The organism is Virgibacillus sp. NKC19-16 (assembly GCF_021560035.1).
Taxonomy (GTDB): Bacteria; Bacillota; Bacilli; order Bacillales; family Amphibacillaceae; genus Virgibacillus_L; species Virgibacillus_L salidurans.
In genome coordinates this window covers 2,681,810-2,701,289 of record NZ_CP074373.1, presented here as the reverse complement: position 1 = coordinate 2,701,289, position 19,480 = coordinate 2,681,810, and the positions used below count along the sequence as shown (strand labels likewise).

Here is a 19,480-nt window from a genome sequence, read left to right as displayed (position 1 = left end):
TTTAAAAAAACAGGGGAAATTAGCTAAAGAAAGATGAAACCGATAAAAAGTGGTGATTGAAGTGAAAAAATTTTCTTTAGCAATTGGTCTCGCGTTGATGATTTTCCTTCCAATGGATCTGCCCAAAGCAGCGGCTGAAGCCAACCCGCAGGAGACAGAAGAGGGGGACTCCGAGCACAATTGGCAGGAATACAGCACCGATTATAATACCATTCAGACTGGTTCGCATGAATATACATATTGGAAAAATTTTATGCGGGAAACGGGAACATGCGAGATTTCCCAACGAATAAAAACAGTTGTGTATTATTGTGATATTCATGACCATACGAAGTCTGAGACAGAAGTGGAAGAAACGACTCATAGTGGGAGACATTCATAAGGGAAGGAGCTGTTGCTTCTTCTCAAAAAGGGGATGTTTCCTATTCCCAAAAACGGGTAAATACAAAGTGAGGAAAAAGTTAGAAAAAGCGAGTGTATAATTGTGAACTTAATCACAATTATAGGTGATTACATTTAAAAGGAGCGGATAACGTGTCAGAGATTATTTTTACCTCACCAAGTAAATATATACAAGGAAAAAACGCATTAAAGAATATTGGTGAGCATGTAAAGGGAATTGGGAAAAAGGCTCTTATTCTTTCAGATGAAGTTGTCTGGGGAATTACTGGAGAAACGATTGAAGAAAGCTTGAAATCGGCAAATATGGATTATCATTATGTCGAGTTTAATGGTGAAGCTTCTCTTACGGAAATGGATCGTGTAACAAAAGAAGGGAAGGAAAATTCGGATGATGTAGTGGTTGGTGTCGGTGGAGGGAAGACGCTAGATACTGCCAAAGGTGTCGCAGAAGGACTTGAGGTACCAGTTGTTATTGTTCCAACTACTGCTTCCACGGATGCCCCAACCAGTGCCTTATCTGTGGTTTATAGTGAAGAGGGAGTGTTTGAGTCCTATAAATTTTACGATAAAAATCCGGATTTGGTATTAGTTGACACGAAAGCTGTAGCTGGGGCGCCACCTGCTTTATTTGCTGCGGGCATTGCTGATGCGATGGCTACATGGGTAGAAGCCAGAGCTACCATTAAAAGTAATGGAGATGCCATGGCGGGTGGTAAAACAAGCATTGCAGCAGAAGCGATTGCCAAAGCTTGCGAGGAGACCATCTTTAATTATGGAGAAGCAGCATATAAAGCAGTACAGGAAGGACTTGTCACCAAGCATGTAGAGGCAGTCGTTGAAGCAAATACATTACTTTCCGGATTAGGATTTGAAAGTGGTGGCCTGGCTGGTGCTCATGCTATTCATAATGGGCTTACTGTGCTGGAAGGTGATATTCATGATCTTTCTCATGGCGAAAAAGTGGCTTATGGTACACTTGTCCACCTGATGCTAGAGCTACATCCAAAGGATGAGCTTCTTAAATATCTTGAATTTTATAAGAAGTTGGGTATGCCAACAACCTTAAAGGAAATGCACTTAGATGAGTTTTCCTACGAGGAATTGCTTAAAGTTGGTGAAGCTGCTACACAGGAAGGTGAAACAATGGGTAATCTTTCAGCGGATATCACTGCTGATGATGTGGCCACAGCTATCCTTGCTGTTGATCAGTTGAGTAATTAAAAGTGTTGCCTAAGAAAAAACACGGATTTCTGTTCTAGCAGAGATTCGTGTTTTTCCTTCTCCACACTTATGTAGCTACCGTTTCCATCGCACGCATCCTTCTGCCAATCGCTTCTGTTAATTGTTTTCCTTTTTTCGGAACTAACGTTTTTAAAACAGGATTAATCATTGGCCCCATCATGCCTTTGGCGGTGATATCGAGGTAGCCTGTCATTTTAGTTTGTCTACCGTTTACGTCGTTTGCTTCGAAATAGCCATCGCCCGTAAAATTTTCATCCACCCCAGTCAAATTAAAGGTTACCTTTGTAGGTGCTTGCCACTCGGTAATGTCTATTTTCAGACTGACTATTTTTTCCATAACTCCGAGATTGCCTTTGAATGTCCAGGTGGATTGCCTATCGCTTATCATTTCGTGATTCATGTAACCGGGCACTAAGGGCGCCCAATTATCCATATCACTAACAAAGGACCAGACATTTTCAATGGGAATATCCAGTTCTATTTGATGCATTCCGCTCGGCATTGGATAGCCTCCTTTTGTAAGTTTTCAACTGTTTAGTGTATGGGTGGACCCCCTTTTTTAGAACCAATTTGCTAGGTTTTATAAATTTGACCCGAAAGCACATGCCCCCTATTCTTTCAACAATTCCTCCAGTGTTTCGCGCTCACTGTCTGGCGTTAAAACATACAATTCATCTTCCTCCTGAAAGATCAATCTTCCATGTGGAGAAATTGTCTCGCCATCCCGGATGATCAAGATGATATTGGTTGATTTCGGAAAACCAATGTCTTGGATCCGTTTGCCATTTAGCTGTGTATCCCTGCCGATTTTGTATTCCACGATTTCCAGTTCTTTTTTACCAACAGATAACAAATCCATGGTTTGAATGGGATTAGACTGTCCGGGTTTTACAAGGTTTAATTTCCTGGCTGCCAGCGAGATGGTCGTACCCTGCAGAACAGTGGATGTAAGAACAACAAAGAATATAACGTTAAAGTATAGCTGGCTGTGTTCAAGTCCGGCAAGCATTGGGAAAATTGCCAGTACGATCGGAACTGCTCCGCGTAATCCTGCCCAGGAGATAAAAAGTTTTTCCTTGAGATTGAACTTCATACCTATGACCGAAATAAATGATGCTATCGGTCGTGCAATAAACATTAATACAATGGAAAGTATCAGACCATTGATTACTGTAGTAAGCGTAAATAGGTCGCTTGGGACTACGAAAAGTCCGAGTATGAAAAACATCCCGATTTGGGCGATCCAGCTGAATCCTTCATTAAAACGAAGGATGGAATTTCTCTGCTTTAGTCCTGAGTTGCCGATAAGGATGGCAGCAACATAGACAGCGAGTAAGCCGCTGGCGTTAAGCAGGGAGGCACTGCTGTAAGCGAGAAATGCGAAGGCAAAGGCAAGTAACGGGTATAGGCCGCTTGAGTCCAGCTTGATTTTATATAACGCCTTACTTGCCAGTTTTCCAATCAGTATCCCGATTAGGAAACCGCCACCCATTTGCCAGAAAAACTGACCAATTGTCCTGAAAAAGCCGGAATTTTCCAATTGAACAAAGGAAATGAGTGTAGTAGTCAGGAAGACCGCCATCGGGTCATTGGCTCCGGATTCTCCTTCTAGTGTGGCTTCGAGGCGGTTCGTTATATTTTTTCCGGAAAGCATAGCAAAAACAGCTGCCGCGTCCGTTGAGCCGACAAGTGCCCCCATTAACAATGATTCCGGCCAGCTTAATCCGAAGAGCATTTTAGCAGCTACCCCTAGAATAAAAGAGGTGATTACTACTCCTAAAGTCGCCAGGGATATGGCAGGCACGGCAACCGGGCGTATCGTGCCCCAGTTGGTTTTGATACCGCCATCAAACAGAATAATAACAAGGGCCATCATACCAATAAGCTGAGCGATTTCTGGGTCACGGAAATTTACGATGTCCAGCCCGCCAGTGCCAAAAAGCATCCCTAAAGCAATGAAAAAAATGAGGGAAGGAGCATTGACTCTTGCAGTAAACTGAACGCCAAGTATGCTAAAGATAAGTATTATTGAGATGATTAAAATAAACAGGTTTGAGTCTAGTAATTCCGGCAACATCAGCACCCCTTAGATCGACATTCACCTTTTTACTATACCCCATTTGAAGAGCTATCACACCTGTACATAAGGACTTTTTTGGTGGGGAACAAAAACCCGAACAGTGCCTGTCACGCCCCGAAATTTGTCGAATACGAATAAGTGATGGAACGTTCTATGATATAATGTTTTTAATACGTTTACATAGAAGAAATTTTGCGAGATTTAACTGGGGGAAAGCATGATGAAAAAAGTAGCTATATCCATTGTCATTTCCTGTTTGCTTTTAAGTGGTTGCTTAAATCAGGCATCTGCCAGAGTTGTCGAGGATATGTACAATGCGGCGCTGACGGGTGATAAGGAATACGTTCATGCCGTTTTTGCGGAAAATGATGCGGCTATTGATGAAAATCTGGACGAAGTGATGGAGCAGTTGGCGTCACAGGTTGAGGATATGCAGGGGACAAAGAATATGGGCATCAGGGAATTACGTAACAGACACTTGCAAGATGATTTGATTGAAAACTTGGATGAGACATATGATGAAAATTGGTATCTTGTTGTTGCCAGACTTGGCGATGACACGCTAGCATTGTGGACACTGCAATCAGATGGTTATTATTATGTAGCTGATCACAAGGAAATGTCCAATGATGCATATAATGAAGAAATTCTGGATTAGCGGATTGGATTTTTTATTTTTCAAAGGAAACATGAGATAATAGAAAAATACTTACTAAAGATGGGAGACATAACGATGCAATGCAAAATTAACCGCAATGCTGCGAAAGAATTGAAGAAGATGCTGGACTCAGAAGAAGCGGAAGGGAAAATGATCCGCGTCTACGTTACCATAAACCATGGGGATCACGCTCATTTTGATTTAAAACTTGATACACCAACCGAAGATGATGAAATTGTAAAAACGGACAAAGGGATTGATATCCTGCTCGATACAAAGGAAGATTTCCTGGATGGTGTTTGGATTAAGTATTTTTATGCGGATAACCGGGGGTTTGAAATCACCAATTCGTCAAAAGGCGGACATCATCATCACTAATAAAAAAAGCCAGCCCCCTCGGCTGGCTTCATTTCTTATTCAATAAAACTAGCATCAACTAATCCTTCTAAATTAGGCTCCTCATTTAAAAATTCAAGGTCATACGATGAATCTGAAAAATCTTGCAGCACTTCTTCGTCAACTTCATAGGTGAATTCAATACGTTCCCATGCGTTGTCGATCGCTGATGCGGAAAGTTCCTGATCTGTGATATCTTTTATTTTGTCGATAGCAATTGTTTTTGATTCTTCCGGGTTATCTTGAATAAATTCTGTAGCTTTTTTATGACCGTCTACAATGCTTTGGACCATTTCCGGATTATTTTCAGCTAGGTCTTGGGAGGTTACAAATACGGCTGCCGGCAATGTTTCCCCGTATGCGACTTCTGGTGTATCTATAAGCACTTTGCCGCTACCTTCTTCTTCAATGACGGAGGCCCACGGTTCCGGTACTGTGGCTACATCAACGTTTCCTGTTGTAAACATGCTGTGATACGTAGCTGGTTCTCCTGTTACGTGTTTCATGGTTCCGTCTACGCGGTCAGAGGTAAGACCGTATTCATCCTTCATCATTGCTTCAAATTGAACGTCGTGGGTACAACCAACACGCGGCGAGATAAAAGTTGTGCCTGCCAGATCTTCCGGTGTTTCGATTCCGGCGTCGTTTCTAGCCATAATTACTGTACCACCTGTTGATCCTGCTGCTACGATATTAATTTTTGCTCCGCTTGTAAAGTGGTTCATGGCTGGTCCCGGCCCAACGAGTCCGCCTTCAATTTCACCGGTCTCCACTGCTGTCATAAATGCGGAACCGTCCGGGAAGTATTGGTAGTTTACTTTTGTACCATCAGGCAATGTTTCTGAATACATATCTTTTTCTTCGGCTACCATGCCGGCAACATGGTTAATGTTCGGGAAGTATCCAATCGTAATTTCTTCTGCCTCGCTATCACTTGAATTAGCATTTGCTCCGTCCTCGTTGTTTCCACATGCTACTAATACGAAAGCAATTGACATAAATAACATGATTGATAAAAATTTCTTCATATAAATTTCATCCTTTCTTTTATTTTGCTAAGCCCCAACGTTTCATTACTGTATTTTCTAATTTAGAAAATACGAGATTATCAACAACTGCACCAATAACACCAATAATAATGATGATGGCAATGACCTGATCCATACGGGCATAATCCTGTGCATAGCTTAATGAATAGCCGAGACCTGGTCCGTTACTGAGTAATTCGCCGGCCATCAAGGCCCGCCAACTGAAGGCCCAAGCTAGCCGGATACCTGACATGAAGTAAGGGATACTTGCCGGTACTTCTACCCGGTAAAATAATCGAAACCCTTTTGTTCCCATTGTCCTTGCTGCACGTACAAGTTCTGGCGGAACATTTTGGATCGCTGACCTGACGTTTAACCCCATTACAAACGTTCCACCTAAAACGACGACGAAGATAACGGCAAGTTCACTGAACCCAAAAAGCATAATAGCTAATGGCACCCATACAATGCTTGGGATACTTTGCAGTGCAATTAAATACATGCCTGCCGTTTCGTCAGCCTGTTTGGATTTACCTAAGATGACACCTAAAATAGTTCCAAGCAGGATAGCTAGGGATAAGCCGCTGAATAGATGTCTGAAGCTTGCTCCCAGCGCTGTAACAAAATCGCCGTCCGCAAACCCTTCATATAACGCCATTCCAACCTGAGAGGGGGACGGGAAAATAATATCTTCAAAAATATTCAATGCATAAATCAATTGCCATAATCCGATGATTGCTACTAAAAAAAGGATACGTTTAACGACTATATTCAACTTCATTTGATAGCTCTTCCTTTAAGACTTTATTAATTTCAATTTCAAGTAAACTCATGATTCGTTTCTCATATGCGATGACATCAGGATTCTCCCGTTCCCTTGGTCTGGCTATGTCTATGGTGAAATCAGCTATGATACGGCCAGGGCGTGTGCCCATAACTACCACGCGATCTGATAGTTTGATAGCTTCTTGTATGCTATGTGTAACGAAGAGAATCGTCTTTTGTGTTTCCTGCCAAATTTTCATTAGTTCGTCATGCAGGATATGACGTGTTTGTTCATCTAGCGCTCCGAATGGTTCATCCATCAATAGAACTTTCGGATCCATGGCTAGTGCCCGGGCGATTGCGACGCGCTGCTGCATGCCGCCTGAAAGTTCATAGATATAGTTATTTTTGAATCGGGTTAATTGCACCATTTTTAAAAAGTGGTCAGCTTTATCGTTTGCTTCCTTTTTACTCATTGTTCCTTTTAACGGAAATGTGACATTGTCGCGAACGTTGAGCCATGGAAATAAAGCAGGCTGCTGAAAAACCATTCCGCGATCAGGTCCGGGTTGCTTAATCTCTTTTTCTTGTAATGTAATGGTTCCTTCCGTGGCATTTTCAAGCCCAGCCACCATTGAAAGTAAGGTTGATTTTCCGCATCCGGAAGGTCCCAGTATAGAGACGAATTGGTTTTCAGAAATATTCAATTCAATCTCGGAAAAAACCTCAAAGGATGATTTCCTATCTTGATCTGAGAAAGTTTTTCCAACGTGATTCATTTGAAGAAACAACATATCGCCTCCTTAACACCCTAATTCCTATCAAAAAACTAGGTTTAATATTGTATCAAATTATACCCATTTGTTGACTGTCCTGTCAATACTTTTTTATGCGAACAGAAGACGAACAGTGCCTGTCACGCCCCGAAATTTGTCGAATAACATTGGGGCTTTGCCTGTCTTTTCTAATAATATGAAGTTAGTATATAATGGAGAATATAGATAGGAGGCTAATCATGATCAATAATTTACAGGATACAATCACATTGGATAACGGCGTGAAGATGCCAGGCTTTGGATTAGGTGTTTATAAAGTGGAGGATGGCAATGTCGTCATAAATTCAGTAAAGGCAGCGATCAAACATGGCTATAGGAGTATTGATACAGCTTCGTTTTATGATAATGAAATAGGAGTAGGGCAAGCCATCAGGGAAACCGGTGTGCCAAGAGAGGATTTATTTATTACATCGAAAGTGTGGAATGATGATCAAGGGTATGAGCGTACATTAAAGGCATTTGAGACAAGTCTGGAGAAATTGAATTTGGAATACTTGGATCTGTATTTAATTCATTGGCCGGTGAAAGGGCTTTATAAGGAAACATGGAAAGCAATGGAAAAGTTGTACGAAGACGGGAAAGTTCGTGCGATTGGCGTGAGTAATTTTCATGTGCAGCATTTGGAAGATTTGCTTTCGGATTGTAAGGTGAAGCCAGTCATTAATCAAGTGGAGTATCATCCACACCTTACCCAGACTGAGCTACATGAATTCTGCAAGAAAGAAAACATACAGCTGGAAGCATGGTCTCCGCTTAAAAAAGGAAGAATGTTTGATGAGCCAGCGATCGTGGATATTGCGGAGAAGTACGACAAGTCGCCAGCTCAGGTGATCTTACGATGGGATCTGCAAAATCACGTGATTACCATTCCAAAATCCGTCACCGAACATCGCATCATCGAAAACGCTGATATTTTTGATTTTTCATTAACGGAGGAGGAAATCGATAGAATTAGCGGCTTAAATAAAAATGAAAGAACCGGTACGAATCCGGATAGTTTTGATGCATAAAAAAGTGAATGAATCCCTTCGTATGGTATGAAAGACGGTATTCATTCACCTGAGGTCTACAATTTCTGACCATAATATTTATCCAATGAGAATCCTCTTCCTTGTATTTCTGATGCATTGATATAAATGACGAAGGAGGAGGGTTCTTCTTTTTGGAGAATTTTTTTAAGTTGTACTGCTTCTTGTTGTTCTGTGACACACAGGATCATGGTTTTATCTTCGTTAGAATAGCCTCCAACAGAGCGTACTTTTGTTAAGCCTCGATCTATCCTGTCACGGATGAGCGCTTGAATTTTTTCTTCTTCCTCTGTAATGATCAGAATAAGTTTCGACGCTGATGTACGTAATTGTACGAAATCAATTGTTTTACTTGTGATATAAATACACATGAGCGCAAATAATGTTAGCTCCAGATTGAATACGATAATGGAAGAAATCACTACAAAACCGTCTACGATCAGCTGTGAATAACCACTTGATAGGCCGGTGAATTTTTTCACGATTTGGGCTATCGCTGCTGTACCGCCTGTTGATCCATTCCCCTTATAGACTATTCCAAGCCCTGTACCCAGAATAATTCCGCCGTAAATGGCTCCAAGTAGAGGATTATCAACCGTATACGGGAAGTTAGTGGTCAGCCATATGATAAACGGCACCCAAAACGTGCCGACCAATGTCTTCCAGCTGAAATTTTTCCCCATGGCGATCCAACCGATAATAAAAATAGGAATATTAATGAGAAATTGCGTGTAGGCAGGACTCAATTCGTATAATTCAAATAAAATAGTGCTAACTCCTGAAATCCCACCTGCAGCAAGTCTTGATGGTAGTAAAAATAAATTATAGGAAAGTGCCACAAGCGTAGCCCCGATGATAACCTGAAAATATTCGATTATAACCCTGTTGCGTTTATTCATAACGAACGATTCCTTTCACATGTAGCCGTGATTCTAATACTAACTTATCTATTCTAACACCCCCGAACAGTGCCTGTCACGCCCCGAAATTTGTCGAATTATGTTTAGTGTTGGAAAGGCTGATGGGAAGTGGATTTGGGGGGATATCTACTTTTTGTAAGGAAAAAGGGGATACGATAAATCCGCTACTATTCTAGTTTTTAAATTTCATGGTATTTCATTAAAATTCAAATTCATTGCTTTATGAGGGTTCAATTTTTCAATTGTGGATTGAAAATTAGTTTTTTTACAGAAATAGAGAGTGTAAAACACACATTTGAAGGCATGATAGGTATTTTTAGGAAATTGTACCCAGTCCTGTAGTGTGGTATTGTTTGGTTCATAATGGTATATCGTACTGATTTGATATAGAAAATAGAGGTGAATAAAGTGGAATTTATAACAAAAGGGAAGCTTTACAAGAAATTGAAAGGAAAAAGGCATGTTGAATTAGCTGATCTATTGCGGATTATTGAAGAAGAATTCAAGGTGTGTATGTATGTGAAGTGTGACGAAGCGGAAATTATAGAAATCACTTCTGATCACCCTAATATTCAAGCGATTCAGCCGAGTAGAAAACTGGTGCGTTCCTATTCCAATGAAGAAGGGTTATATTTTTTACGGGAAAAGGCAGGGGAGGGTGAATCAGATATTTAGGTTCTTTGGCGACAAATATAATAAAAAAGCCTCATTAGTGGATGAGGCTTTTAAGAAATAAATAATTGCATTATGCGATTGTTGCGTCTTTGGTGACTGCTTTATTGTCAGGAGTAGCTGCATTAATCATAAGGAATATTGCAGAAAGTATGTGCATAACTATTCCTACCCCAGGGATCCAGCCTACACAAGAAGTAACGATACCTAAAATACTACCTACACTTGGACCACCATCTCTTTTAGTCATTACTAAAGTTATGATATGCATGATCAACATAACTACCAGTGGTGTCCACCAAAGCCCTAATATAATAGAAGCTCCCAAAATTGGGATACCTAGTAGTGCTTCAAAACCACCAGTGACCCACTTTAAAATCCTTGACACTGACATTTTACTCACCTCCTTCTTAAATATTTCAAAATATAGTTCTATATTACTATATTTTAACATTAAAGTCTATACATTTTTAGACAAATTTTGACATTTAAATAGTAAATGAACTTGTGTTTAAGGAAAATTTATCCTATAGAAGATTTTTAGGAATTAGAGATTTTAATAACAGACCGACAGAATAATCCAATAATAAATCCCTCAGCTCTCGAATAAAATAGGGCAGGGGGATTTTATGATGAAGAAAGGTCGGGGAAAGGGATTATTGTTTGTGTTCTTGCTGGTGATTATCATGGCTATTATCGTCACGGTCTATATTCTTCGTATCACCTCCCCGGAGCGGCAAGCGGAACTGGGAGTTGAGGCGTTTTATACATATGAACAGGAAGGATCGTTTTCCGATTCCTGGGAGATGTTTCATCCATTGATGCAGGAAAAATTCAGCAAAGGCCATTATCTTGAAAATCGTCCGCATGTGTTTATGAATCATTTTGATGTTACAACATTTACATATTCGATAACTGACGCACAAAAAGTGAACAATTGGAAAATAGAAGCAGATGCAGAGCCGATCGATGTCGTTTATCACGTGCAAGTCTCACAGAATTTTAATGGGAAGTATGGAAAATTCACGATTGTCCAGGATGTGTATGTAACCATGGTTGAGGAAGAATGGCGGTTGATGTGGGACTACGGGAAGTAGGTCAAGGCTTCACAAATAAGCATCGTTCTATTTAAAAGGAATGGCGCCTAATTTGATATGATTTGTTTAATAGAATATAAGATGGTGAAAATTTAAATTGCGTGAGGAACTCATGATTACTGTCCAGATACATTACGAAGTTTCTTCTCATGCTGTGCATTTTTACTTGATAGAAAGTCAACATTGCAACAGGCACTGTTCGGGGGTACGCTCCGCTACTGCAACTAAATAAGACTCCCGGTAACTACTTCTACCGGGAGTCTTGTCATACATGTTGTACAAAATATCATTCGACAAATTTCGGGGCGTGACAGGCACTGCGTCACACCCCATACAGCCAAATCTGCCATGGTGATTCGTTGTTCTCAAATACTCGTTCTTGTTCGAGTCCTAGTTCTTCGTAGTTTTCGATTGGTACGGCTGAGAGGATGTAGTCTCCGCCTAATTCCTGCAGTGCTTCTGTATCGATTGCCAGGTTTTCGATTGGTTCATTGCGGTCTTTGGTGAACAGATAATCTTTGCCGTGTTCTGCGACATACATGTACAGGCGGCCGCCCCATGTGTCAAAGTAGTTTTGCAGTGATGGACTTTTATCGAGTTCGCCTTCAATTACTTCCCGAAAATCATGCTTGTATTCCAGCGGGAAGCTGTTATTGTACGTGTCCAAGGTGTAAAATCCATTGTATTGCGCGATGGTCGGGTGCATGCCGATGCTGACCACACGGTAATCAGATTGATCCTCGCCAATGTAGGCCTCAATCTCGTCGAATAAGTCCTCTGAATAAAACTCTGCGAATGTCGGCGTGTCAAACGTACTGTATTTATTTTCCTCATTTAATCCAAACACAAGGCCGCATTGCAAAACAACCAATATAACTGCAAGCACTCTCCCGAATTTCAGATGTTTCCACAACAATGCCAAAGCCAAGGCAAAACATATGTACCAAATGGCTGGATCGAGAAAATGGATCCGGGAAAAGTTAAATGTGTTGGCGACCATGAAATTATCCTTCACAATGCGCCAGCCCTCAAAGTACCAAAAGGCATACCATACGGAAATAGCAAAATTAAACACGAATAACGTCATTAGCTTCCTAGGCTTCACATTACTATACGCTGCAACGAGTAAAGCAGTAAAAATGACGGGAATAATGATCAATACTTGATGGGCTTCATCGTGCGTATGGCCGTATAGAAAATTTTCCCACGAAAGCTCCACACTGCGTTCAAATGTATTATGACCGAGACTTAATTCTTCCCGGTGTGATGTAAATCCACCGTCAAAAAACATGGACGTGATAACCAGATAATTTTTCACCAGGTAAATTCCCGTCATTGAGGCAATGGCTGTAAAAAACGGCCAATTTGACTTTTTGAAACGGATCCAATCAATCAGCCAGAATAGCCCCATGAGTGCCAGGAAGAACACAAAACTCAAAATAAAATTCGAGAAAAACGGAATCACAAGTAAGAGGATCCAGTTGTATTTCGGCGTTTTCCAGCCAAATTTTCGAATCGTCAAAAATAGATGCAGTGCGAGCGGGATACCAGCGATAGACAGGGCGCCTGATGGCCAATATGGAAGCATCGCAAACGCGAGCGAGGCACCTACTGTAATCCAGGGTGATTTTGCCTCGCGAAACACATGTCGACTCAGCAGCAAATACATCCCGAAAAATGCCGCAAATCGCATGATTGTTTGGCTAATCGTATATGCCGTCATCGGCTCAAAAAGCACATATAGCCATACGACTGCATCAAAGGCGGAAGGCAATGCGCTTCTCGGAAGTCCATTGATGACTTGAGGCAACGTGGTATCAGATAGGGTGAAAATTTGCCCGCTTTCTGCAAGTAATTTGTACCAAACGATGTTTGAATCCAGATTGTCATGGACGCGGATATGTGTGTCCTCACCGAGTATGTAGTAGGGCAGAAGGTATGCGATGAGGATTAGGCACGCTATCCAGATAAATTTATTTTTGGTAAAAGTCTGTAATAATCTTGATCCCATGTGCCACATCCTCTTTCTCTATCCCATAATAAAGTGGTAAACGTAACAGTCGTTCACTACTTTCAGTTGTGTACGTATCTTTCCCAATAAATCTGCCGTATTTTTGGCCTGCATGGGCAGAATGTAATGGCACATAATGTGTTACACTCATGACACCATTTTCCTTCAAGTAATTGATAAGGTCCGAACGCTCATGCTTATCACGCGTTTTTATATAAAACATATGGGCATTCTGTTCGCATTCTTCCGGGACATGTGGGCCGCTGATTTTTCCAGCTTCCATTAATGGCAAAAGTCCCTCATAGTACTGTTCCCATGTATGCAGGCGATCGGCATTAATCTGATCTGCATTTTCCAGTTGAACGGATAAATAGGCAGCGTTCAGTTCACTTAATAAATAGGAAGAGCCGACATCGCGCCATGTGTATTTGTCGACCATGCCTTGCATAAATAAGGAGCGATCCGTCCCTTTTTCCTGCAGGATTTCCGCGCGTTCCGTGAGCGCCGGATCATTTACAATCAACGCGCCACCTTCACCACCGGATGTATAATTTTTCGTTTCGTGAAAACTGAATGTTCCCAGGTGCCCGATCGTGCCGAGCGGCTTTTCTTTGTAGCTGCTCATTACGCCTTGTGCAGCATCTTCAACTACCCATAAACCGTTTCTCTTTGCAATATCCATAATTCGGTCCATGTCGCAAGCCACCCCAGCATAATGAACAACGACGATGACTTTTGTTTGGTCTGTTATTGCAGCTTCTACTTGTTCCGGATCCACATTCATCGTGTCCGGATCGACATCAACAAAACGAACCTGAGCACCTCTTAATGCATAGGCGTTTGCGGTTGAAACAAAGGTGTAGGAAGGCATGATTACCTCATCCCCCTCGCCAACCTCGGTTAATAATGCGGTCATTTCAAGCGCAGCAGTGCAGGAGGGGGTGAGGATGGCTTTCTCACATCCAAGACGATTCTCAAGCCAGGAGACACATTTTTTTCCAAATGGGCCGTTACCTGCTAATTTTTCTTGCTGCATTGCTTCTTGAATGGCAGCTGCTTCTTTCCCGGTACTGCATGGTTTATTAAATAGAATCATATGATCACCTCATGACGATAATGCCTAGTATAATTAGGGAAAATCCGACTACTTTCTGTGTACTGATCGGTTCACCAAATAAAACGACGGAAAGAATAAAAACAAGGACAAACGACAGGCTCATAAATGGATAGGCATAGCTGATATCGAACTTCGTCATCGCTGCCATCCAGCTTAATGCAGCTAAAAATGCGGCAAGGAACCCTGATAGAATCCACGGATTAAATAAAATTTGAAACAGGAAACCAAATTTATCGATCCAAGCCTCAGGCAGACTTCCAAATTGATTAATTTTCCATTTCAAAATTAATTGACCATAAACGGTAAAAAAGATGGTGGAGAAAATATATGCGTATCCCATGATCAGCCCCCAACCGGGAGCGAAACATTTAATTTATGATACACATCGACGCTGTCTTTTAACCGAAATCCGAGTGAAATAAACACATTTAATGAAGCTAGATTCACTGGTGAAATGGATGTTTTCAATGTGTCATAGCCGCTTCTATCAAATTGCTCCTGCACACAGTGACTTGTAAATGCCTTTGCCAAGCCTTTGCCGCGAAAATCTTTATGTATCCCGAGCAGGAGTATTTTATCATCCTCGTATGCAAAAAAGCCCGCAGTTCTACCCTGATAGTTCAATGCCAGGATCAGGTCTTTTTCCATGAGATCCCCCACCCAGTTCATATATCGTCTATCTGCCATATAGCCCGGAATGTTGAAATCACGATGAAAACGTCCATTGCCGAAAGCTTCCCCCGCGATTTCCAGGATCGCTTCTCTATTGTAATCCCGGGAAAAATGGATCCTTTCCTTCTCAACAGCCTGCAGATTTTCCCTGCTGCAAACTGGCTCAATCAATGTGTCGACATAATAAAATCCGTACTTTAAAAGATTCTCCTTATTTTCAAGTGGATCCACCTTTAATGTGAAATGCCCTTCAATTTCACTTGTTTGTTTTAAAGCCTCGATCGTAGTTGATGTCAGCTGGTATGTGTCTACATGAAAATTTCGCCTGTCCCATGGGGTTGGTTCCAAAAAATCTGCCATATTATCAGCTCCCTTCCTGATCATCTGTATCGTCCGTTGTTTCTCGAATCAAATAAAGTGGTCTGCCTTTTGTTTCGTTGAAAATTTTACCGATGTATAGACCAAGGACACCAAAGTTGAAGAACATTAGTCCACTGATAAAGAAAATCGATACCATCACACTGGTCCATCCTTGCACAGTTTCATCAAGGAAAAAATACCTGCCGAATAAATACAGGGCATAGATGAAGGATGCCGATGCGATCAAAAATCCTAATTGAATCGAGAGTCTCAGTGGTTTATTGGATTGGGATATGATCGCATCTGTCGCAAGGGTGACCAGCTTTTTTATATTATAGGAGGATTTGCCTTCCTTGCGTGCGTTGTGTTCAACCGTGATACTTGTCGTTTCATATCCCATCCACTGGATAAATAATGGGAAAAAGCGGTTCTGTTCACGCATGCGTCTGAAGCCCCTGACCACTTTTTTTGCGTTAATACTGAAATTGGCTATTGAATGATCGGATGCCTGCCCGCTGAAATAATCGTACACCCTGTAAAAGCCCTGAGATGATTTGCGTTTGAGCCAATTGTCCTGGCGCACTGTTCGCTTGCCGAAAACAACGTCATACCCATCGAGTGCTTTTTGATATAATTTCTTGATTTCCTCTGGCCGGTCCTGAAGGTCGCAATCCATCACAACCACCCAGTCCCCATTCGTATGGTCAAGGCCAGCAGTAATCGCATGGTGCTGGCCGAAGTTTCGGGCAAAATTAATTCCTTTAATGTTTTCGTCCTGCTCGCTTAGTTGTTTGATTGTTGTCCAGGCGTCGTCCGGACTCGCGTCGTTCACTAAAATTATTTCGTAGTGGGCTGGAATGTTTGTGACGGTTTCTGCTACGCGACTGCAAAGTTCCTTAAGACATGTTTCGCAGCCGTAAACTGGGACGACGACGGATATTAGGTCACGGGATGTTTTTTCCATTGATTCACATACCATTCTACTGTTTTCCTCAGTCCTGAATGGAAGTCTTCGGTCGGTTTCCAGCCCAACGCTTTTCTTAATTTGCGATCATCAACAGCATATCTCCTGTCATGGCCTTTGCGATCTGTGGTAAAAGTGATTAAATCGTTAAAGCTTTCGCTCGTTCTGTATTGCGGAACTAGCTTATCCAGAATCGCACAAATTTCTCCTGCCATATCTATATTTGTCTTCTCATTGCCGCCACCGACGTTATAGGTTTCAAGCGGATGACCCTGGTGATAGATCATGTCAAGTGCACTGCAGTGATCAGCAACATATAGCCAGTCTCTTACGTTTTTCCCATCACCATAAATAGGAATCTGTTCACCTGCCAATGCTTTTCGGATAATTGTTGGGATCAGTTTTTCTGCGTGTTGTCTTGGTCCATAATTGTTCGAGCTTGAGGAAATAACAACATTCATCCCGTACGTATGTGCAAAACTTTTGACGAACATATTGGCACTTGCTTTGGATGCACTGTATGGATTGCGCGGGTCATACGGTGTCTCCTCTGAAAATTTCCCTTCCTCGCCTAAAGATCCATATACCTCATCTGTTGAAATGTGATGAAAGCGCCTTTTGGACAACTCGCCTTTAGCCTCCCAGTTTTTTTTCGCTGCCTGCAAGAGGGTCAATGTACCAAACACATTGGATGCTACAAATGCTTTTGCATCCTGTATCGATCTGTCTACATGTGATTCGGCTGCAAAATGGATGACTCCGGTAATATCATAGTCTGTGAAAATGTCGTTTACGAGTACTTCATCTGTGATATCGCCATGGATGAAATGGTAATTTTCCAGTGACTCAACTTCTCTTAAGTTGTCTATTGATCCGGCATAGGTGAGTTTATCGATATTGAGCAGTTGTGCAGTCGGATATTTTTCCAAATAATAGTGAATAAAATTTGATCCGATAAAGCCTGCCCCGCCTGTGACGAGAAGGGTTGGCTGTTGTTTATTCATTTTCCACCAGTCCTAACATTGGATGATGATCAATGGAATCCCAGTATTGCTCCGTGTGTTTTCTTTCAGCGATTTCCATGAGATATTGTCCATAATCGTTCTTTTCCATTGACTTTCCTTTTTTGTATAATGCTTCTTTGTTTATATATCCTAAATAATAGGCGATTTCTTCCAAACATGCGAGCTTAAACCCTTGACGCTGCTGGGTAATCTTCACAAATTCGGCTGCTTCAAACAAGGATTCATGTGTTCCTGCATCCATCCAGGCAAATCCTCTTCCAAGTAATTCCACGTCCAGCTGTCCTTTTTTCAGATATTGTTTGTTCAGATCTGTGATTTCCAGTTCGCCTCTGTTAGAGTATCTGAGTTTTTTCGCCATACGGATGGCTTGATGATCATAAATATACAGTCCGGTTACGGCGAAATCCGATTTCGGATCCTCTGGTTTTTCTTCTAATGAAATGACTTTTTGATGATGGTCGAATTCTACAACGCCAAACCTTCTTGGATCTTTAACGCGATATCCAAAGACGGTCGCATGTCGATGGTTTTTGATGGCATTTCTGAGCAATGTTGTGAAACCCTGGCCATAAAAAATATTATCAGCAAGAATTAACGTAACATCATCTTTCCCAATGAAATCTTCGGAAATCGTCAATGCTTCCGGAATCCCATTTGGATCGGTTTGCTCACGGTAGTCAAGCGAGATACCGAGTTCTGAGCCATTCCCGAGTAGCTTCTCAAAACGCGGCCGATCTTCCGGCGTACTAACAATCATGATTTCCCTTATACCACCAAGCATTAGCACAGACAATGGATAATAAACCATCGGCTTATCATAAATAGGAAGCAAATGCTTATTCATCCCATCCGTACTAGGCGACAACCTCGAACCACTACCACCAGCCAAAATAATACCCTTCATTTGAATCCACCCCTTAAGTCGGAATGGTGCCTGTCACCACCCGAAATTTGTCGAAATATATATGCGTTTTAGGCATAGTCTATCCTATATCTCTATATACCTCTTTTATGAGGGAAGTAATCTTACATTTATATTTCAAATTTGTGGCAGCGATGTAAAATAACGTGGGACAGAACAGTACCCGAACAGTGCCTGTCACCACCCGAAATTTGTCGAACTCGTAAAAGGGTTAATTTTGAATTTTGGGTGTGTTGTGGGGTAGGGTTTTTGTGTTTTGTTCCAGGGGAAATTTCATTTTTAGACGGGGAAGATAGGCGTGAAATTGATTTTTGGGCTTTTTACTTTTGGGAAGGAGTGGGTTATCTTCTAATAGACAATCAAAGAAAGGTACTGATATAGATGGCTAGAAAAAAACGACATTGGGATCCGGATTATTTTTACCATATTGTTTGTAGAGGGAACCGGCGTGATGCACTGTTCCTTAGCGATGGTGATTACCGGACATTTCTATACATCCTCCAGCAAACATCCACAAAGACCCCTTTTGAACTTGCTTCTTACTGCTTAATGACAAATCATTTCCACCTCCAGTTACGATCGCAGAACCAGCCCCTCTCCAAGGTGATGTCACTTATTAATAAACGGTACGCCAGTTACTTCAACACAAGATACAATACCACCGGCCATGTATTTGAAGAACGTTTTTTCGATAGAATGATAGCTTCCGATTATGGAATGCTGAAGGTTAGCAGCTATATTCATCTAAATCCAGTGGAAGCAGGGTTGGTAGCCGATCCGGAAAATTATCCTTGGAGCAGTTATCCATTTTACGTAAGCAATTCATCGAAAAGTGATCTCCAATTAAACACCAACGCGATATTAGATATTTTCCCAGGAAATGAGCTGGAGAAGAAGAGGAGGTACCGGGAGTTTTTAGCAGATGAGGATAAGGTACATCTCTTGTAAGGGTGTGACCATTAAAAATAGTTCCAGTTAAGGTGGTAAGTATATGAAAAGATTTAAAGCAAAATAAGCTCGTGAAAAGAAGTTTTGAAGACGCATTTAAAGAAATCCTGACAACCCCTAAATCTAGGGAGTTAAAAATAGGGGATTTGTCAGGTATTTATACATATGATTTCCGGACTGCAAAGGTAAATAACAGAATAGCTTACACAATCAAAGAAGATGAAGAAGGTACTTATATTATTTTCATTCTCGAAAGAATACATGAAAATTTTTATAGAGATTTAAGGCGATTTTTAAATTAAAGGGCCGTAATAGCTTTGAATTTTGTCGCAGCTAT

The 19,480-nt window shown here is 41.4% G+C and carries 22 protein-coding genes and 1 pseudogene; 9 read left to right on the top strand and 14 right to left on the bottom strand.

The annotated features are described in order from the left end of the window. Nucleotides 1–61: 61 nt before the first annotated feature. Nucleotides 62–382 (top strand): hypothetical protein, encoded by a 321-nt coding sequence (locus tag KFZ58_RS13855; RefSeq protein ID WP_235791888.1) that lies wholly within the window; start codon nucleotides 62–64, stop codon nucleotides 380–382. A 152-nt stretch (nucleotides 383–534) separates the two neighbouring features. Then, nucleotides 535–1,623 carry a glycerol dehydrogenase gene (locus KFZ58_RS13850; RefSeq protein ID WP_235791887.1) on the top strand — a complete coding sequence of 363 codons (1,089 nt, stop codon included), beginning with the start codon at nucleotides 535–537 and terminating at the stop codon, nucleotides 1,621–1,623. A 67-nt stretch (nucleotides 1,624–1,690) separates the two neighbouring features. On the opposite strand, the gene KFZ58_RS13845 is transcribed toward KFZ58_RS13850, so the two are convergent. Further along, nucleotides 1,691–2,146: an SRPBCC family protein gene (locus KFZ58_RS13845; protein ID WP_235791886.1), complete on the bottom strand. Its 456-nt coding sequence runs from the start codon at nucleotides 2,144–2,146 to the stop codon at nucleotides 1,691–1,693. A 108-nt stretch (nucleotides 2,147–2,254) separates the two neighbouring features. Beyond that, a complete protein-coding gene (locus KFZ58_RS13840; protein WP_235791885.1) occupies nucleotides 2,255–3,721 on the bottom strand; it encodes a potassium/proton antiporter in 1,467 nt (488 codons plus the stop codon). A 223-nt stretch (nucleotides 3,722–3,944) separates the two neighbouring features. On the opposite strand from KFZ58_RS13840, the gene KFZ58_RS13835 reads away from it, so the two are divergent. Both KFZ58_RS13835 and KFZ58_RS13830 read left to right on the top strand, forming a co-directional pair. Next, nucleotides 3,945–4,382 (top strand): hypothetical protein, encoded by a 438-nt coding sequence (locus tag KFZ58_RS13835; RefSeq protein WP_235791884.1) that lies wholly within the window; start codon nucleotides 3,945–3,947, stop codon nucleotides 4,380–4,382. Nucleotides 4,383–4,457: 75 nt separating this feature from the next. After that, nucleotides 4,458–4,760 (top strand): iron-sulfur cluster assembly accessory protein, encoded by a 303-nt coding sequence (locus KFZ58_RS13830; RefSeq protein ID WP_235791883.1) that lies wholly within the window; start codon nucleotides 4,458–4,460, stop codon nucleotides 4,758–4,760. Between the two features lie 35 nt (nucleotides 4,761–4,795). Here KFZ58_RS13830 and KFZ58_RS13825 read toward each other — a convergent pair whose 3' ends face one another. Genes KFZ58_RS13825 through KFZ58_RS13815 form a run of 3 tightly spaced genes read right to left on the bottom strand, consistent with a single transcriptional unit; the run spans nucleotide 4,796 to nucleotide 7,362 of the window. After that, nucleotides 4,796–5,806 (bottom strand): ABC transporter substrate-binding protein, encoded by a 1,011-nt coding sequence (locus tag KFZ58_RS13825; protein ID WP_235791882.1) that lies wholly within the window; start codon nucleotides 5,804–5,806, stop codon nucleotides 4,796–4,798. Nucleotides 5,807–5,825: 19 nt separating this feature from the next. Further along, nucleotides 5,826–6,587: an ABC transporter permease gene (locus KFZ58_RS13820; RefSeq protein ID WP_235791881.1), complete on the bottom strand. Its 762-nt coding sequence runs from the start codon at nucleotides 6,585–6,587 to the stop codon at nucleotides 5,826–5,828. Further along, complete coding sequence (locus tag KFZ58_RS13815; RefSeq protein WP_235791880.1) at nucleotides 6,565–7,362, bottom strand: ABC transporter ATP-binding protein; 798 nt, start codon at nucleotides 7,360–7,362, stop codon at nucleotides 6,565–6,567. The genes KFZ58_RS13820 and KFZ58_RS13815 overlap by 23 nt, the downstream gene beginning before the upstream one ends. Before the next feature lie 224 nt (nucleotides 7,363–7,586). Here KFZ58_RS13815 and KFZ58_RS13810 point away from each other — a divergent pair, with 224 nt between their 5' ends. Then, on the top strand, nucleotides 7,587–8,417 hold the full coding sequence (locus KFZ58_RS13810; RefSeq protein ID WP_235791879.1) for an aldo/keto reductase: 831 nt from the start codon (nucleotides 7,587–7,589) through the stop codon (nucleotides 8,415–8,417). Between the two features lie 56 nt (nucleotides 8,418–8,473). Here KFZ58_RS13810 and KFZ58_RS13805 read toward each other — a convergent pair whose 3' ends face one another. Continuing rightward, nucleotides 8,474–9,334: a YitT family protein gene (locus tag KFZ58_RS13805; RefSeq protein WP_235791878.1), complete on the bottom strand. Its 861-nt coding sequence runs from the start codon at nucleotides 9,332–9,334 to the stop codon at nucleotides 8,474–8,476. A gap of 429 nt (nucleotides 9,335–9,763) precedes the next feature. On the opposite strand from KFZ58_RS13805, the gene KFZ58_RS13800 reads away from it, so the two are divergent. Next, nucleotides 9,764–10,030 carry a basic helix-loop-helix domain-containing protein gene (locus tag KFZ58_RS13800; RefSeq protein ID WP_235791877.1) on the top strand — a complete coding sequence of 89 codons (267 nt, stop codon included), beginning with the start codon at nucleotides 9,764–9,766 and terminating at the stop codon, nucleotides 10,028–10,030. Between the two features lie 70 nt (nucleotides 10,031–10,100). Here KFZ58_RS13800 and KFZ58_RS13795 read toward each other — a convergent pair whose 3' ends face one another. Next, nucleotides 10,101–10,421 carry a hypothetical protein gene (locus KFZ58_RS13795; protein WP_235791876.1) on the bottom strand — a complete coding sequence of 107 codons (321 nt, stop codon included), beginning with the start codon at nucleotides 10,419–10,421 and terminating at the stop codon, nucleotides 10,101–10,103. Nucleotides 10,422–10,659: 238 nt separating this feature from the next. Here KFZ58_RS13795 and KFZ58_RS13790 point away from each other — a divergent pair, with 238 nt between their 5' ends. Then, nucleotides 10,660–11,124, top strand: a complete 465-nt coding sequence (locus tag KFZ58_RS13790; protein ID WP_235791875.1) for a hypothetical protein — start codon at nucleotides 10,660–10,662, stop codon at nucleotides 11,122–11,124. Nucleotides 11,125–11,446: 322 nt separating this feature from the next. On the opposite strand, the gene KFZ58_RS13785 is transcribed toward KFZ58_RS13790, so the two are convergent. From KFZ58_RS13785 to rfbA, 7 genes are read right to left on the bottom strand one after another with little or no spacing between them, the layout of a single operon-like run. Continuing rightward, nucleotides 11,447–13,135, bottom strand: coding sequence for a DUF6044 family protein (locus KFZ58_RS13785; protein WP_235791874.1), 1,689 nt, complete (start codon nucleotides 13,133–13,135; stop codon nucleotides 11,447–11,449). Then, complete coding sequence (gene rffA, locus KFZ58_RS13780; RefSeq protein ID WP_235791873.1) at nucleotides 13,098–14,231, bottom strand: dTDP-4-amino-4,6-dideoxygalactose transaminase; 1,134 nt, start codon at nucleotides 14,229–14,231, stop codon at nucleotides 13,098–13,100. The genes KFZ58_RS13785 and rffA overlap by 38 nt, the downstream gene beginning before the upstream one ends. Before the next feature lie 4 nt (nucleotides 14,232–14,235). Beyond that, nucleotides 14,236–14,592 (bottom strand): EamA family transporter, encoded by a 357-nt coding sequence (locus KFZ58_RS13775; protein WP_235791872.1) that lies wholly within the window; start codon nucleotides 14,590–14,592, stop codon nucleotides 14,236–14,238. 2 nt (nucleotides 14,593–14,594) lie between these two features. Beyond that, the gene (locus KFZ58_RS13770; protein WP_235791871.1) at nucleotides 14,595–15,284 is read right to left on the bottom strand and encodes a GNAT family N-acetyltransferase; all 690 of its coding nucleotides are present in this window, start codon (nucleotides 15,282–15,284) and stop codon (nucleotides 14,595–14,597) included. 4 nt (nucleotides 15,285–15,288) lie between these two features. Beyond that, nucleotides 15,289–16,263, bottom strand: a complete 975-nt coding sequence (locus KFZ58_RS13765; protein ID WP_235791870.1) for a glycosyltransferase family 2 protein — start codon at nucleotides 16,261–16,263, stop codon at nucleotides 15,289–15,291. Beyond that, nucleotides 16,224–17,252: a dTDP-glucose 4,6-dehydratase gene (gene rfbB / locus KFZ58_RS13760; protein ID WP_235791869.1), complete on the bottom strand. Its 1,029-nt coding sequence runs from the start codon at nucleotides 17,250–17,252 to the stop codon at nucleotides 16,224–16,226. Before rfbB ends, KFZ58_RS13765 begins: the two co-directional genes overlap by 40 nt. After that, entirely contained in the window at nucleotides 17,245–18,177 is a 933-nt protein-coding gene (rfbA, locus tag KFZ58_RS13755) for a glucose-1-phosphate thymidylyltransferase RfbA (protein ID WP_235791868.1), read from the bottom strand. Before rfbA ends, rfbB begins: the two co-directional genes overlap by 8 nt. A 399-nt stretch (nucleotides 18,178–18,576) precedes the next feature. Here rfbA and KFZ58_RS13750 point away from each other — a divergent pair, with 399 nt between their 5' ends. Both KFZ58_RS13750 and KFZ58_RS19385 read left to right on the top strand, forming a co-directional pair. Beyond that, nucleotides 18,577–19,143 (top strand): REP-associated tyrosine transposase, encoded by a 567-nt coding sequence (locus tag KFZ58_RS13750; RefSeq protein ID WP_235791867.1) that lies wholly within the window; start codon nucleotides 18,577–18,579, stop codon nucleotides 19,141–19,143. Nucleotides 19,144–19,208: 65 nt separating this feature from the next. Then, nucleotides 19,209–19,445, top strand: a pseudogene (locus KFZ58_RS19385) (type II toxin-antitoxin system RelE/ParE family toxin); the annotation flags it as partial. Nucleotides 19,446–19,480: the final 35 nt, after the last annotated feature.